Source organism: Povalibacter uvarum (assembly GCF_014202975.1).
Taxonomy (GTDB): Bacteria; Pseudomonadota; Gammaproteobacteria; order Steroidobacterales; family Steroidobacteraceae; genus Steroidobacter; species Steroidobacter uvarum.
The window spans coordinates 275,067-289,821 of record NZ_JACHHZ010000001.1 but is presented as its reverse complement, the minus strand read 5'-3'; the positions used below and the strand labels follow the sequence as shown (position 1 = coordinate 289,821).

Below are 14,755 nucleotides of genomic sequence, written 5' to 3'. Positions count from 1 at the left end.
TGGCGCACCGAAAAGGGGCGCCTTGTCACCCATCACATTCCTTGCCGCACTGCCTCAAGCAGGGGCGGATCCAGCCGTTACGTTCAAGGATATAACCTGAACAATTAGGCCCGGATCCCCATGTCCCACGCTGCTGCCCGCCACATGCCGTCCGTCGAGGACTATCGGGAACGGCTGGCCAACCTGCAGGGATCGTGGGACACGCTGTCGTTGCTCTCGCACCTGAGCGGCGATGCGACCGACATGGGCGGCACGCGTGAAGCGTTCGAGTCGCTCACGGGCGAGCTCGTCAAGCATCTCGCTGCCGAAACGCATCGCAAGGTCCAGCTGGGACTGAAAGCCCGCAGCCAGATCGCGATCGACATCATCGTCCGCAATCTGTTCGAGCGCACGGCGGACATCGGCTTCCTCAGCACCGACGACGATCTGCGTCAGTACCTTCGCCTGCGCCAGCAGACCGATCTGAGCGATGCCGCTCAGTCGCGCGCGTTGAACCAGTCGCGCGACCGCCTGCGGATGCGCTTCCGCGAATACGTCGCGAAGTACTCCGTGTATCAGGATGTGATCCTTCTCTCCCCCGACGGCGAAGTCCTCGCGCGTCTCGACGATCGCACGCCGATCACTCATACCCGTGACCCGCTCGTTGCTGAAGCTGTCACGACGCGTGGCGCGTATGTCGAAACTTACCGTCACTTCGATCTGCTGCCGGACCAGGAACGCAGCCTCGTCTACTCCTTCCGCGTCGTCGATGCGGGCCGGACACTCGGCGTGCTGTGCCTCTGCTTCCGCTTCGAGGATGAAGTGGCCGGCATCTTCTCGCAGCTGCGCGAGCCGACTGACTGGAGCATCTTCACGCTGCTCGACGCTCAGGGTCGCGTCATCGCCAGCAGCGATCCGTGGCAGGTACCGCTGGGTGCGGCGATGCCGACCGCAAGCGAAGCTGACGGTCGCATGATGAGATTCGGCGGCCGCGAGTACCTCGCTGCAACCTGCCGCACACAGGGCTTCCAGGGCTACATGGGCCCGGGCTGGTGTGGTCACGCGATGATTCCGGTCGAACACGCGTTCTCCCGCGACGATGCAAGCGCTGCGAGCGAAATCACGCCGGCACTGCTCGAACAGCTTCGGCAAAGCACCACCATCTTCTCCGACGGACTGCGCCGCATCCCATTGCAGGCCGAGCGCATCCAGCGCGAACTGAATCGCGCGGTATGGAATGGAAACATCCGGCTCGCGAAGCGAGCCGATGCGACCGTGCACTTCGCCCGGGTGTTGCTGTGGGAGATCGGCAATGCCGGTCGCCGCACCCAGGCCACGTTCGAACAATCCATCAACGACCTGCAGGTCACTGTCGTTTCCGCGATCCTCGACGATGCGCAACTGCTCGCGTCGCTCGGCGCCGACGTGCTCGACCGCAATCTGTACGAGCGCGCGAACGACTGTCGCTGGTGGGCACTGAACGCCACGCTGATGGAGCAACTCGCCGGCGGCGCGCCCGACCGCGATGCGATCACGTCGATCCTGCAGCACATCAACAGTCTCTACACCGTCTATCACGACATCCTCCTTTTCGATTCGCATCGGCAGGTCGTTGCCGTATCGAACACGAACCACCAGCGTCGCGTCGGCCAGCGACTCAGCGACGCATGGTGCGGCGACACACTGGCGCTGCGCAGCTCCCAGGATTTCAGTGTTTCGACATTTGCGCCGAGCGCCTTCTACGCAGACCGTCCCACGCTCGTCTACGGCGCAGCGGTGCGCGGCCCGACCGGCCGCACTGTCGGCGGCATCGGCATCGTCTTCGATGCGCAGCCGCAGTTCGATTCGATTCTTCGCGATGCACTGCCCGTGACCGAAGGCGGCTCGGTTCTCGAGGGCGCGATCAGCGTCTTCGTCGATGCGAACCTGCGGGTCATCGCCGCTTCATCGCGCTACAGTCATGGCGACACGCTGCTCTTGCCGCGCGAAGTCCTGAGCAAGGGCGACGATCAGTCCGCGCACATCGTGGCGATCGATGGTATGCACTACGCGGTTGGCGCCCGGCACACCTCTGGTTATCGAGAGTACCGTGCCACATCGCTCTGGTGTCTCGTGCTGATTCCGCTCGGTGCAGCAACCGCCCACGCGAGCAAGCCGCGCCAGTTCGATCGTCAATCGCAGCAGCGCCGGGCTGGCGGCACCGATCTCCGCAACGAACAGGTGATCGACATCGCCACGTTCAACAGCAACGGCCAGTGGCTTGGACTGCTTCGCGAGCAAGTCGTCGAAGCTGTCGACGGAGTGGGTTTGCGCCCCGTTCCCAACACACCTGCATGGCACGCGGGCCTGCTCATGTATCGCGACCAGCCCATTCCAGTCGTCGATCTGGCACGCCTGATGGACAATGCCTCGTCCACGCAGGGCTCCGACGTCGTCGTTGTGCGTGCAGGCAACGATGCTGCGATCGGCTTGCGCGTCGACGATCTCGCCGACATTCCAGCGATCCCTGTAAGCCGTCTTCTGCCGATGGCGGATGCAGCTCAATTCGCCGGCGCTGGCGTCGTCGATCGCGCAGTGCGGCCGGAACGACCGGACGACCCGATGCTGCTCATCATCAATCTCGAACAACTGCTCCTGCTCACGCGCACGCTGTACGGGTCGTCCGCAAAGTCTGTACACAAGGGCGACGCGACGAAGAGCTGATCGACTCGGAGATTTCACACGGAGTACACGGAGCACACGGAGAAAAACGGTTCGAACGATCTCCATGATCTCGGTGAACTCCGTGTGAACCTTCTTCCTTCCGGCGGCCTTCCTTTGTGTATACACGCGAGCAGGCCTTTCGCTTGCTGCCGTGCGACGGTGCTATGGTCCACCCATGGCGAACCAACCGGTTGCACCGACTCATAATCCCGTCGCATTGCGAGGCGACTACTCGCGCGCTGCCGCCGACTACACGGTCGAGCAGGAATGGGATCGTTACACCGAGGAAGATCATGCGATCTGGAAGACGCTCTACGCGCGCCAGAGCCAGATGATCGAAAAGTACGCTGCCCCGGAATTCATCGCGGGCACGAAGACACTGAGCGCTTCTCCGGATCGCATTCCCCGCATCGAAGACACGAACCGGATTCTCGAACCGATCTGCGGCTGGAAGATCGTCGCGGTACCGGGACTGATTCCGGAAGAACAGTTCTTCGCTCATCTCGCAAACCGCCGCTTCCCGGTCACGGTGTGGATCCGCAAACGCGAAGAACTCGACTATCTGGTCGAGCCCGATATCTTCCACGACTTCTTCGGTCACGTACCGCTGCTGACCAACCCGCTCTTCGCGCGCTTCATGCAGGCGTACGGCGAGGCGGGCCCAAAAGCGATCGCAGCCGGCGCGCTGAAGATGCTCGCAAGGCTCTACTGGTACATGGTGGAGTTCGGCCTGATCATGACGCCGAAGGGTCTGCGTGCGTACGGCTCGGGCATCCTGTCATCGAAAGGTGAAACGGCTTACTGCCTCGAAAGCCCGAAGCCGAATCGCATCGCCTTCGATCTCGAGCGCGTGCTGCGCACCGACTATCTGATCGACGATTACCAGCAGACCTACTTCGTCATCGAGAGTTTCGAGCAGCTCTTCCACGCGGGGTACGACACGGATTTCGCGCCGTTCTATAAACAGTTCGCGGGGACGAAGGGAATCGAGCCGAATGTCGTGCTGCCGACGGACCGCGTGGTGCGGCCCTGATGAGCAGATGTGGTGATGACGACGCAAGAGACGTCCCTCTTCCTGTGGGTCCGGCTTCAGCCGGACGTTAGCCGGCGCAGCCGGCTCTGTCGCCTTCGGCGATGACGTCCGGCTAAAGCCGGACCCACAGCAGGATGGCGCAAGCTCCTGCGTCATCCTCTCATCATGCGTCACGCTCGCTACGCGAGCGTGATTCCCTCCGCCGACAACGGCAGCACCCTCACCGGCTTCCCATTCGCCAGCGCCAGCGCATTCGCCAACGCCGGCGCGATCGGCGGCGTACCGGGTTCACCGACACCGGTCGGCTTCGCAGTGGAAGGCAGGATGTGCACGTCGATCGCAGGCATCTGGTTCATGCGCAGGACCGGGTAATCGTCGAAGTTGCTCTGCTCGACGACGCCGTCCTTGAGTGTCACCGCTCCAGTCAGCGCAGCGGCGAGGCCGTAGCCAATCCCGCCTTCCATCTGCATCGCGACGATGTTGGGATTCACCGCCAGGCCGCAGTCGACGGCGCAGATCACTTTCGCAAGCTTCAGCCCGTTCGAAGTGCGCTTCAGTTGCACAACCTGCGCGACGACGGAATTGAAGGACTCATGCAGCGCGAGCCCCCAGACCTCGTCCTTCGGACGCGCCTGGCTCCAGCCCGACTTCTGAGCGACGAGATCGAGCACCGCGTTGTGGCGCGGATGTTTGTCCGTCAGCAACGATTTTCGCAATGCGTAGGGATCCTGCTTCGTGTGGCGCGCGATGTCGTCGAGGAAGCATTCGGTGGAGAACGCGGTATGTGTCGAACCCACTGACCGCCACCACTGAACCGGCACGCCGTTCTTCGTGGTGTGCAGCTCGACTGCAAGATTGGGAATCGCGTACGGGAGGTTCGAAGCGCCTTCGACGGAGGTGGCATCGATCGGGCCCGGGCCGCCGAACGGAGTGCCGGCCACGATCGACTGGCCGACGATCCGATGCTGCCAGGCGACGATCTTGCCCGCCTTGTCCAATCCTGCCTTCAACGTGTGGACGTAGAGCGGGCGGTAGTAACCGGCACGCGTATCTTCCTCACGTGTCCACACCATCTTCACGGGAACATCAACGCCGGCTGCCTTCGCAATCGCAGCAGCCTCCACGACATAGTCCGCCTGCGGATTCGCACGCCGGCCGAAGCTTCCGCCCGCGTAGAGCATGTGGATGTTGACGCTCGCAGGCGGCAAGCCGACCGTCTTCGCCACCGCGAGCTGATCAACGGTCTGGAACTGCTCACCGTTCCAGACTTCGCAATCCTGCTTGCCGATCCGCACCACGCAATTCAGCGGCTCCATCGACGCATGAGCGAGATAGGGGAACTCGTACGTCGCTTCGAGCACCTCCGCCGCCGAAGCGAACGCTGCATCCGGATCGCCTTCCTTCTTCGCTGAAGCACCCGGCTTCTTGGCGAGCTCGCGGTATTCCTTGTAGAGCTCCGTCGTGCTGCCGCGATATGCCGCGGACTCGTCCCATTCGACGGTCACCAGATCGCGGGCCTTCTTCGCGGTCCAGAAATCGGTGGCCAGCACTGCAATTCCCGAGCGCACGGGCGTTTCGAACGCGACCACGGACTTCACGCCCTTGACGGCCTTGGCCTTCGTCGCATCGAAGCTCTTCACGCGCGCGCCGAAGCGCGGCGGATGAACAACGGCCGCTGTCAGCATTCCTGGCAACTGCACATCCTGAGTGAAGAGCGCCTTGCCGGTGGACTTGTCGCGGCTATCGACGCGAGCCGCGTTCTTGCCGATCAGCGTGTACTTCGAAGGATCTTTCGGCTTTGCATCGGCGGGTACCGGCAGCTTCGCAGCGTCCGCTGCGAGCTCGCCGAATCCTGCGCTGCGATTGGACTTCGCGTGCGCGACGACACCGTTGACGACGGACACTTCGCTTGCCGGAACGCTCCACTTCTGCGCCGCCGCGGCGACGAGCATTGCGCGAGCCGCCGCGCCGGCGTTCCGCAACTGATCGAAGGAATTGCTGATGGACGAGCTGCCGCCCGTGCCCTGCATCGGGCCGAAGTTGAGGTTGTTGTAACGCTTCGCATCAGCGGGTGCGCCTTCGACGCGAACCTTCGTCCAGTCGGCGTCGAGCTCTTCGGCGACGATCGTCGCGAGGCCCGTGTACGCGCCCTGCCCCATCTCGATGTGCTTCGAAACGACCGTCACGATGCCGTCAGCGCCAATGCGAATGAAAGCGTTCGGCTCGAACACGGCACCTGTACCGCCGTTCGCGAGCGCCTTGCCCGCGGGCAGCCAGAACGCAACAGTCAGCGCGGCCGTGCCTTTCAGGAGATCGCGGCGATCCACCTGCGGGAAGATGTCTTTTTCAGCAGTGCTCATGGCGTCTCTCCCGTTCAGGCCAGCGATTCGGCGGCGCGCTTGATCGCGGTCCGAATCCTGACGTAGGTCGCGCAGCGGCAGATATTGCCGGACATGGCGGCATCGATATCCGCATCGCTGGGCTTCTGGTTGGTGGTCAGAAGCGCTGTGGCGCTCATGACCTGGCCGGACTGGCAATAGCCGCACTGCGGCACGTTTTCGGCGACCCAGGCGTCCTGCACTGCCTTGCCGATCGCCGAGTCACCCACGGCTTCGATCGTCGTGATCTTCATCCCCGACGCCGCGGAGACCGGAAGGACGCAACTGCGCGTCGCTGCGCCGTTCACGTGGACGGTGCAGGCACCGCACAGCGCCTTGCCGCAACCGTACTTGCTGCCGGTCATGCCCAGGTGATCCCGCAAAACCCACAAGAGCGGCGTATCCGGCTCAGCGTCGGTCTGCACCTGCTTGCCGTTGATGTCGAGCGTGATCATGGCGATACCCTTGAATTGCTGGCTTGTTGGCTGGCGAGAACGGATCGACCGGCGCTGGGCGATTCGCGACGAGACTGATTCTACTCTTACAAATTACGGGCCCGCAGCCGGTGGACGACTGCAACGCAGACCGTTGCGTGTCGTCGCCGCGAGTCCACACTCCTTCATTTGCTCCCGCAGCATCAATCTGCGTACAGTCGCACCTTCGTGTAACACGTCGAAGGAAGATCAGTCGTGCCACTGAATGTTCGTGCCGCCATCGTTCACGCCCCGAACGAACCGTTTGCCATCGAAACCGTGCAGCTCGAGGGCCCGCGCGAAGGCGAGGTTCTGATTCACGTCAAGGCAACCGGCCTGTGCCACTCCGACCTGCACGTCTATGAAGGCAAAGTGCCCTGGCAATTCCCCGCGCTGCTCGGCCATGAAGCCGCTGGCGTGGTCGTCGAGGTCGGCCCCGGCGTCACGAAGTTCAAGCCCGGCGATCATGTGATTCCTTTCCTCATTCCACAATGTGGAAAGTGCAACTACTGCGCGTCCAACAAGACCAATCTCTGCGTCGAAGCCTTCGCACGATTGCGCCCGCGCGAGAGCCGCTTCTCGCTCGACGGCAAACCGGTCACGCAGTTGTGGGGCCTCGGCACGTTCGCTGATTACACGGTGCTGCCGATCGACACGATCGCGAAAGTCCGCGACGACGCACCGTTCGATCCGATCTGCTACATCGGCTGCGGCGCAACGACAGGCATCGGCGCTGCGCTGTTCGCAGCGAAGATCGAAGCCGGCGACTCCGTCATCGTCTTCGGTCTCGGCGGCATCGGCCTCAACGTCGTCCAGGGCGCGAAGCTCGCCGGCGCGAAGACGATCATCGGCGTCGACATGAATCCCGCCAAGGAACAGATCGCGCGCCAGTTCGGCGCCACCGAGTTCGTGAATCCGAAGCAGGTCGAGAAGATCGTCCCTCATCTGCTGAAACTCACCGGCGGCGGCGCCGACTACACGTTCGAATGCATCGGCATCCCGCAAGTCATGCGCCAGGCGTTCGAATGCACCAATCCCGCCTGGGGCAAGAGCTACGTCATCGGCGTCGCGCCGCAGGGCTCGGAAGTGAACGCGATCCCCGGCATGCTCATGATGGGTCGCCACTGGACGGGCTGCTACATGGGCGGCGCCCGCGTGAGCCGCCTGCCGGAGATCGTCGACTGGTACGTGGAAGGCAAGATCCATCTCGATCCGCTCGTCACGCATCGACTGCCGCTCGAGCGCATCGGCGAGGGGTTCAGGATGATGCAGACGGGGGAGTCGATTCGGACGGTGGTGGTGATGTAGCCCCAGCTAACGCCTCACCGCCATCTTCACCACGTACATCCTCTCCCCGCTCGATCCATCCGATCGAAACAGATGCAGGTCCGCGATCCGTGTCATGTTCATTCGCCGATCGCGTGGCGCTGATTCGATATCCGCCAGCGGAATGCTCACGACCTGCCGGCTGCGCGGTGCGAGTGCGAAATCGCGATTGAACCGGTCCGCATACTCATTGTTGTGATTCACGTCGTGGATGCGCAGGGTCAGCCGCAGCTCTGAGTCGCCGGGGTTCACGAGGTCGAGCTCGAGCGTTCGATAGCGGCTCCAGTCGGTGAACGGCTCGAAGAAATCGACGCCGGGCCAGCGTTCGTTGGTGAAGTCCACGCGTAACGCGGTGTCGCCCGTCGAAGACCAGTCCGAGGGCAACGGTTCGATGCGCGCATGCGAACGCAGTGGGTCGATGAAGTAGAGATCCCTGGCCGTCGAGAACTGCGCGAGCGTTGGCTCGAGTGACGCTCGATATTGATACGCACGGATGGCGTCGAGTCCGGGTTTCGAATGCCAGACCAGCAACGCGATCGCCACGACGATGCCGGCCGCACGCACGCGAGGAGTGAACGTCCGATCGAATGCAGCGCACAGGCCCAGGAATGCGGCGGCTCCGATGATGTCGCTGCGCAGATCGATCCAGGATGCATCGCGGCCCTCGATCCATTGAATGATCTCGGTCAACGCTCCCAGAACCACGGCAACTGCAAGAGCCAGCAGATAAAGCTGCCATGCAGGACGTTTGGCCAGTCCGTCCGACGCCCGCAGAATCAAGAGCACTGCGACCGCGACGCATCCGAAGATCGGCGCGTGAGCGAAATCGTGGAGAACCGTTATCCAGCGTTCACGCCCGGGCACTGGCACAAGGATGACCGCTGCGAGCAGAATGCCCGTCACCGCTGCGGGGATGACACTATTCTTTTTCACGGAATCCGCATGGCATGACGGCGTCACCCGACGATACACGCTCTGCTGCTCCGGCGACACCACGCGCCGCGGCGACGATCCTGCTGCTGCGGGAGATCGAAGATCGAGCCGAAGTGCTCATGGTGCGCCGGCACGCGAATCTCGCCTTCATGGCCGGCATGTGGGTCTTTCCGGGCGGTGCGCTGCATCCGTCGGACTGCTCCCCCGCCGCGCTGGCGTTGATCGACAGCGGAGCGATCGTCCGTCGGCTGGGCATGCGTGATCTGCGTGATCAGCCGTTGGCAACGGCCCAATCGGCCGGTCTCGCATTCGCTGCTTGCCGCGAGACCTTCGAGGAAACCGGCGTGCTGCTTGCGACACGCGCGGATGGGAGTGCCTGCGATGCACGCACCCTCGATCGCATCCAGCAATCGCGGGAAGCAGTCGCCAGCAACGCCACGTTGTTCGTCGAACTTCTGCAACGAGAGCAGTTGCGCCCCGATGTGTCGACGTTGCTGTACTGGGCCCACTGGATCACTCCGTCGAGCGCCCCCAAGCGCTTCGACACTCGCTTCTTCGTGCTGCGCGCACCTGAATCCCATCTCGCCAGTGCCGACACGAGTGAGACCGTCGAATCGGCATGGATGACACCGGCTGCTCTTCTGGACGCGGCACACGACAACGCAATGCCGATCTCCCATCCGACGCAATGCAATCTGCACGATCTCAACGAAGCGTTGCGGCGACACGGCTCACTCGATCGACTGTTCACCGCCGAAGCCACTCGTCCGGTTCCTCCGATCCTCCCGAAGATGTTCCCCGAGGCCGAACGCACGACGATCGTCATGCCGTGGGATGCGGCATACGAGAAGGCTCCGGGCGAAGGTGTCGCGATCACCCGCGAGAACAGCGGAGCACTGGGATCACTGCCGTCGAGAGTGACAGTCGACAAAGCCAGGTGACGCTCCGCGCCTGAAGGGATGCGGCGCAGCGGACGGCTGTAAAGAATCGCGACGGGTGCCACGATCCGAAAAGAGCGCTACGCTCGTCCCCGACGGTTGACGAGACCGTGAGGGGGATCGATTCGATGAAACGCTTTCTGTGCGCCGCGATACTCGCTGCAGTTGCCTTCACAGCCACGGCGGCCGCGACGAAACTCGGATACGACCCGGAAGCGGATCCGTTCGAGCAATATCACGCCGCAATCGCGCAGGCGCAGTCGGAAGGCAAGCTCGTTCTCGTCGTCGCCGGCGGCGACTGGTGCAGCTGGTGTCACCGGCTCGACAGTTTCATTTCACGTAATAACGATGTGAATTCGGCGCTTCACGACACGTTCGTCGTGATGAAGGTGTACGTGGGCGACGAGAACTTCAACGAGATGTTCTTCTCGCAGTTGCCCGAGGCCCGTGGCGCACCGCACTTCTGGGTGATCTCGCCGGACCGCAACGTGCTGGCCTCGCAATCGACCGGCATGTTCGAGCACGGCAAGCGCGCTTACGACAAGGATGCTTTCCTCGGCTTCCTGCGGCATTGGAAGGAAGCTCCCAGGGAGCTGCCGGCCTTCGCGGGAACCCTGCCGGAGCGTTGACAGCGGCACCCTGCCCTGCGAAAAGGCGGCCATGACGTCCAATCATGGCGCCGCCGGCCCTTCGCTCAGCCAGCTCGGCTGGCGTCCCTTCTACGCGCAACAACTGACACTCCAGGATCTCGAGGCGGGATTCCCGGCCCGGGTTGCGAGCGTCCATCGCAGTCGCATCGACGTTCTGCACGAAGGCGGCGACGCGAGCGTTACACTTCCAGGCAGCCTGCTCGCCGATGGGTCCGCATCCGTCACGGTGGGCGATTGGGTTCTCGTGGAATCCGGTACGGATCGCATGCTGCGCCTGCTCGAACGCGCATCGCTGATCGCGCGCATCGCCGCCGGTTCGCAACACGAGATGCAACCCATCGCAGCCAACCTGGATACGCTGCTCATCGTCAGTTCCTGCAACGCGGATTTCAACCTGTCGCGCCTCGAGCGCTACCTGAGCGTGGCCCTCGATGCGCGCGTCGAGCCGGTCATTCTTCTCACCAAGGCCGATCTCTGCGATGACCCGCGGGAGTACCTCGATCAGGTCGCCCAGGTTGCTCGCAACGTCGCAGCAATCGCTCTGAATGCACTAGGAGACGAGACACCAAAGAGACTCGCGCCGTGGCTCGGCGCCGGACAGAGCGTGGCGTTCGTCGGTTCATCAGGGGTAGGGAAATCGACGCTCGTGAACACGCTGACGCTGTCGGCACAGCAGGCCACTGCAGGGATTCGGGAGGACGACGCGAGAGGCAGGCACACCACGACGGCGCGCAATCTCATCGCAATGCCGGGCGGTGCCTGGCTCATCGACACGCCCGGCATGCGCGAACTGAAGATCGGCGCAGTTGAAAGCGGCGTGAGTGCGGTGTTCGACGATGTCGAAGCGCTTGCGAGCGCCTGTCGGTATCGCGACTGCAGCCATGAAGGGGACGAAGGCTGCGCGCTGCAAGCTGCGTTGGAACGCGGCGAGATCGATGAGCGTCGCGTGACCAGCTATCTCAAACTTCAGCGTGAAGCCGCCAATGCAGCACGCACCACACGCGAACGTCGCGAGCGAGAGCGGTTCTTTGGGCGTCAGTACAAGGCTGTGCAGGATCAGCAGAGGAAGGAGAAGCAGGGGCGGTGAACGCGGTCCCGTCATCCCCGCGATAGCCTGCGTCATTATCCCCGCGATAGCCTGCGTCATTATCCCCGCGATAGCCTGCGTCATTCCCGCGAAAGCGGGAATCCATCCGGATGGATCCCCGCTTTCGCGGGGATGACGGAGCGACTACCAGCGCAGGTCGTCTGGTACGACGAAATCCTTGTACGGATCATCTTCGGCCGGCTTCGCCTCGGATTCCGACTGATTCAACGTCACCACCGCGCGTGCACTGCGCTCGCGGACCTTTTCCGCGATGTCCTTCGGAACGACCTCGTAGCGCCCTTCGAGGCGCACGATCATCAGCGTGCCCGCCATGATCTGCTCGCGCCGCTGCGCATCCACCGACATACGGCGGACTTTGCCCCGGTCGACGTAGTTGAAGTAGTCGTCCGTCTCGAGCTTCGGCAGCCGGTTCTCTTCGATCAACTGCTTGACCTGGGCTGCGCGGGCTTTCTGCTCAGCCTGTTCCTGGCGCTGCCGATTGAGCTCCTGGTCGCGCGCCGCCTTGGCGGCCTGCGCTTGCTGCGCAGCGCGTTTGGCCGCTTCGTCCTGCGCGGGTTTGCCGCTCTTCGCGTGGTGATGGTGCTTCTGCTTCTGTTGCTTCTCAACCTGTTCAGCCTGTTTCTTGCTGACCAGGCCCGCGGCCAGAAGCTGCTCGCGCAACGACATGCTCATGGAGGAATCCCGAATCGCGTCGACCGGCCCGCATTTTACGCGAGCCGGACGGCGCTGCCACACCCTGGCGGATGAATGAAGGGGTCAATTCGAGGGGGACAGGAATTTACCCAAGAAACCTTCCAGTTCCTGCAGCACGCGCATCCGGGTTTCGCTACGCGACAGCGCGTGATCTTCGCCGTCGAGTTTCGCGAATGCGTAGGATTTTCCCGCTCCCTTCAGCGCGCTTGCCATCAATTGCGACTGCATGATCGGCACGATGGTGTCATCCGTGCCATGGATGAGCAGGACTGGCGCCTGGATGGTCTGCGCCGAGCGGGCCGGCGACCTTCCGATGACGAGCGGATCCTGCGCGGAGCCGATATGAGAGGTCCAGTAGGCCACGGTATTCGATTCCTCGCCACTGCGCTTCAGCGCATGTCCGAGCATTCCCGGGAGGTCCGTCACGCCGTTGATGCTGACGGCGCAGGCGTACAACTCCGGTGTGAATGCAGCGCCAGCGAGCGCCGCGTATCCACCGTAACTCGCACCGACGATGCACACTCGCCGCGGATCGACGATCCCCTGATCGATCATGGCCTTCACGCCGTCCGTCACGTCGTTCTGCATGACGCCGCCCCATTGACGGTAGCCCGCAAGCCGGAAGGACTCGCCGAAGCCGGTGGATCCGCGGAACTGAGGTTGCAGCACAGCGTATCCCCGGGATGCGATGAACTGCGCCATCCAGTCGAATGCGAGCTCGTCTCTCGCCTGGGGTCCTCCGTGGGGCAGCACGACCAGGGGCAGCTTGTTCTGCTCGAGCCCGGCCGGTACGGTCAGGTACGCGGGAATATCGACGCCGTCGCGGGACTTGTACGACAGGACCTGAACCTGCCCCAGGGTCACGCCAGCGAGCTCCGGATAGTCCTCTCCAACGATATCCGCCTTGCCCTTGGCGAAATCGACGAGGTAGTAGGTCGTCGGTGTCGAGGGCGACCCCACCCGTGCAATGACACGGGTGTTCGTGCTGTCGCGGGTCTGGATGGAGACCGACAGGCCGCCGAATGTCTTCGACAATGCTTTGTGACGAGCCTCCGCGTCCGAATCGAGCCAGCGCCGCACGGGGTCCGCGCCGCCGACCGATGCAGCGACGGGCTGCCAGTTGTAGCCGTCGAGCACGATGTGCTCGATGTCATTGACCGGATCTTCCAGAAGCAGCTTCGCTCCGGAACCATCGAGCGCGATCTCCCAGAGCGCGGATCGGCTCAGGCCATTCGGCCCGACCGCCACCAGCGACTTGCCGTCCCTCGAGAGGCCGGCGATACCCAGCGTCGTGCCATCCTCCAGTTTGTGAATTTCATTCCACGTGTCTCCTCGCTTGTGCAACACGCGGAAGAGACTGCGCTCCGGCTCCCATTCGGTCCGCCCGATCGCCTGACCGTTCAGATCGAGCACCCAGTCCGCGGTGTAGGGCCCTCCCATCTCGACGCGGGTGCCCTTGCCGGTGATCGTGCTGACCTCGAAGAGACTCAGGACCCAGCCGTCATCCTTGCGGCCGCCGCGCAGGCGCGATCCGATCTCCTCCGTGTATTTCGTGGCGGCGAAATCCCACGTCGCCATCATCACCGTCTTCGGCTTGGACGTCCGCAGCGCCAGCAACCTCGATCCCGTCGTCAGCGAGCGCGTGCCATCCATCAGCAACATGCGCATGTCGCCGCCGCCGGTATCGACTGCAAGCGTGCGCCGCCATTCATATTTGTCGAGCGCCCGGCTTCCCACACTGTGTGTGAAGCTCAGGCTGACGAGCAGTGTCTCGTCGTCGTGCCAATCGAGATCCCGAAGTTTCGAGTCCGCGGGCATCGTCAGGCGCCGCTTCTCGGCACCCCGATCGACATCGAACATGACGACCTGCTGTTTGCCGGTGCTCGAATCCGCCCATGCGAGCAGGGTGCCGCCCGGGCTCACCACGACGCTCTCGACGCTGGGAATCCTGCCGAATGCCTCGACGCGGGGCGGCGGCGCAGCGCCCGCCTGGCCGAAGGTGAAGAGGAAAACGATCGCCGCTGTCCATGTACCGCGCATGCGGTCTCCCTGCTGTAATTGTTCTTGCGAAACGCTGAATCGCAATCTTAGCGGACGATCCCTCCTCGTTTGCGAGATAGGGGTGTCCTGTATCGGCGGTGCAGGTTATCCCCGATGCGTCGGGTGATTATGTTGCAGCCGGGCTCTACCGCAACAGCGCTTCGACCGACTCCGGAGGCCGCCCGAGGATCGCGCGCTTGCCGCTGATGACGATCGGCCGCTCGATCAGGATCGGATCCTTGACCAGTGCCGCGATCCATTGCGCGTCGGTCAAAGTCTTGCCCGCGTATTTTTCTTTGTAGATCTCCTCGCCCTTGCGCACGAGATCCTGCGGCTTGATGCCCAGCTTCGCGACGATGTCCTTCAACTGCGCCGCCGTGGGCGGCGTCTTCAGATACTCGATGACCTTCGGTTTGACGCCGTGCTCTTCGAGCAGCGCCAGTGTTTCACGGCTCTTGGTGCAGCGCGGATTGTGATAGATCGTGAAGTCAGCCATGCCGT

The 14,755-nt window shown here is 63.1% G+C and carries 12 protein-coding genes; 6 read left to right on the top strand and 6 right to left on the bottom strand.

From position 1 onward, the window contains the following. The first annotated feature begins 120 nt into the window (after positions 1-120). Positions 121-2,682 (top strand): chemotaxis protein CheW, encoded by a 2,562-nt coding sequence (locus HNQ60_RS01150; protein ID WP_184329185.1) that lies wholly within the window; start codon positions 121-123, stop codon positions 2,680-2,682. Between the two features lie 175 nt (positions 2,683-2,857). Then, positions 2,858-3,715, top strand: coding sequence for a phenylalanine 4-monooxygenase (gene phhA / locus HNQ60_RS01145; protein ID WP_184329184.1), 858 nt, complete (start codon positions 2,858-2,860; stop codon positions 3,713-3,715). Positions 3,716-3,894: 179 nt separating this feature from the next. Here phhA and HNQ60_RS01140 read toward each other — a convergent pair whose 3' ends face one another. Then, positions 3,895-6,075: a xanthine dehydrogenase family protein molybdopterin-binding subunit gene (locus HNQ60_RS01140; protein WP_184329183.1), complete on the bottom strand. Its 2,181-nt coding sequence runs from the start codon at positions 6,073-6,075 to the stop codon at positions 3,895-3,897. 14 nt (positions 6,076-6,089) lie between these two features. Beyond that, a complete protein-coding gene (locus HNQ60_RS01135) occupies positions 6,090-6,548 on the bottom strand; it encodes a (2Fe-2S)-binding protein (protein ID WP_184329182.1) in 459 nt (152 codons plus the stop codon). Between the two features lie 240 nt (positions 6,549-6,788). On the opposite strand from HNQ60_RS01135, the gene HNQ60_RS01130 reads away from it, so the two are divergent. Continuing rightward, positions 6,789-7,874: an alcohol dehydrogenase catalytic domain-containing protein gene (locus tag HNQ60_RS01130; protein WP_184330148.1), complete on the top strand. Its 1,086-nt coding sequence runs from the start codon at positions 6,789-6,791 to the stop codon at positions 7,872-7,874. Positions 7,875-7,880: 6 nt separating this feature from the next. Here the strand turns inward: HNQ60_RS01130 and HNQ60_RS01125 are convergent, their stop codons facing one another. Further along, positions 7,881-8,825 carry a VanZ family protein gene (locus HNQ60_RS01125; protein ID WP_184329181.1) on the bottom strand — a complete coding sequence of 315 codons (945 nt, stop codon included), beginning with the start codon at positions 8,823-8,825 and terminating at the stop codon, positions 7,881-7,883. A gap of 14 nt (positions 8,826-8,839) precedes the next feature. Here HNQ60_RS01125 and HNQ60_RS01120 point away from each other — a divergent pair, with 14 nt between their 5' ends. The 3 genes from HNQ60_RS01120 (at position 8,840) to rsgA (ending at position 11,500) form a co-directional block, all read left to right on the top strand. Then, positions 8,840-9,766 carry an NUDIX hydrolase gene (locus tag HNQ60_RS01120; RefSeq protein WP_184329180.1) on the top strand — a complete coding sequence of 309 codons (927 nt, stop codon included), beginning with the start codon at positions 8,840-8,842 and terminating at the stop codon, positions 9,764-9,766. A 125-nt stretch (positions 9,767-9,891) separates the two neighbouring features. Further along, a complete protein-coding gene (locus tag HNQ60_RS01115; protein ID WP_184329179.1) occupies positions 9,892-10,392 on the top strand; it encodes a thioredoxin family protein in 501 nt (166 codons plus the stop codon). 31 nt (positions 10,393-10,423) lie between these two features. Next, positions 10,424-11,500, top strand: coding sequence for a ribosome small subunit-dependent GTPase A (gene rsgA / locus HNQ60_RS01110; protein WP_184329178.1), 1,077 nt, complete (start codon positions 10,424-10,426; stop codon positions 11,498-11,500). A 144-nt stretch (positions 11,501-11,644) separates the two neighbouring features. Here the strand turns inward: rsgA and HNQ60_RS01105 are convergent, their stop codons facing one another. The 3 genes from HNQ60_RS01105 to arsC all read right to left on the bottom strand — a co-directional run bounded on the left by HNQ60_RS01105 (position 11,645) and on the right by arsC (position 14,750). After that, the gene (locus HNQ60_RS01105) at positions 11,645-12,193 is read right to left on the bottom strand and encodes a DUF2058 domain-containing protein (RefSeq protein WP_184329177.1); all 549 of its coding nucleotides are present in this window, start codon (positions 12,191-12,193) and stop codon (positions 11,645-11,647) included. 84 nt (positions 12,194-12,277) lie between these two features. Next, the gene (locus tag HNQ60_RS01100) at positions 12,278-14,254 is read right to left on the bottom strand and encodes an alpha/beta hydrolase family protein (RefSeq protein WP_184329176.1); all 1,977 of its coding nucleotides are present in this window, start codon (positions 14,252-14,254) and stop codon (positions 12,278-12,280) included. Positions 14,255-14,399: 145 nt separating this feature from the next. Then, the gene (gene arsC / locus HNQ60_RS01095; protein WP_184329175.1) at positions 14,400-14,750 is read right to left on the bottom strand and encodes an arsenate reductase (glutaredoxin); all 351 of its coding nucleotides are present in this window, start codon (positions 14,748-14,750) and stop codon (positions 14,400-14,402) included. Between the last annotated feature and the right edge of the window lie 5 nt (positions 14,751-14,755).

What these genes read in the sequence shown, in the direction of transcription:
- HNQ60_RS01150 (WP_184329185.1), top strand. Translation starts at nt 121, where the DNA reads ATGTCCCACGCTGCTGCCCGCCACATGCCGTCCGTCGAGGACTATCGG.
- phhA (WP_184329184.1), top strand. Translation starts at nt 2,858, where the DNA reads ATGGCGAACCAACCGGTTGCACCGACTCATAATCCCGTCGCATTGCGA.
- HNQ60_RS01140 (WP_184329183.1), bottom strand. Translation starts at nt 6,075, where the DNA reads ATGAGCACTGCTGAAAAAGACATCTTCCCGCAGGTGGATCGCCGCGAT.
- HNQ60_RS01135 (WP_184329182.1), bottom strand. Translation starts at nt 6,548, where the DNA reads ATGATCACGCTCGACATCAACGGCAAGCAGGTGCAGACCGACGCTGAG.
- HNQ60_RS01120 (WP_184329180.1), top strand. Translation starts at nt 8,840, where the DNA reads ATGACGGCGTCACCCGACGATACACGCTCTGCTGCTCCGGCGACACCA.
- HNQ60_RS01115 (WP_184329179.1), top strand. Translation starts at nt 9,892, where the DNA reads ATGAAACGCTTTCTGTGCGCCGCGATACTCGCTGCAGTTGCCTTCACA.
- rsgA (WP_184329178.1), top strand. Translation starts at nt 10,424, where the DNA reads ATGACGTCCAATCATGGCGCCGCCGGCCCTTCGCTCAGCCAGCTCGGC.
- HNQ60_RS01105 (WP_184329177.1), bottom strand. Translation starts at nt 12,193, where the DNA reads ATGAGCATGTCGTTGCGCGAGCAGCTTCTGGCCGCGGGCCTGGTCAGC.
- HNQ60_RS01100 (WP_184329176.1), bottom strand. Translation starts at nt 14,254, where the DNA reads ATGCGCGGTACATGGACAGCGGCGATCGTTTTCCTCTTCACCTTCGGC.
- arsC (WP_184329175.1), bottom strand. Translation starts at nt 14,750, where the DNA reads ATGGCTGACTTCACGATCTATCACAATCCGCGCTGCACCAAGAGCCGT.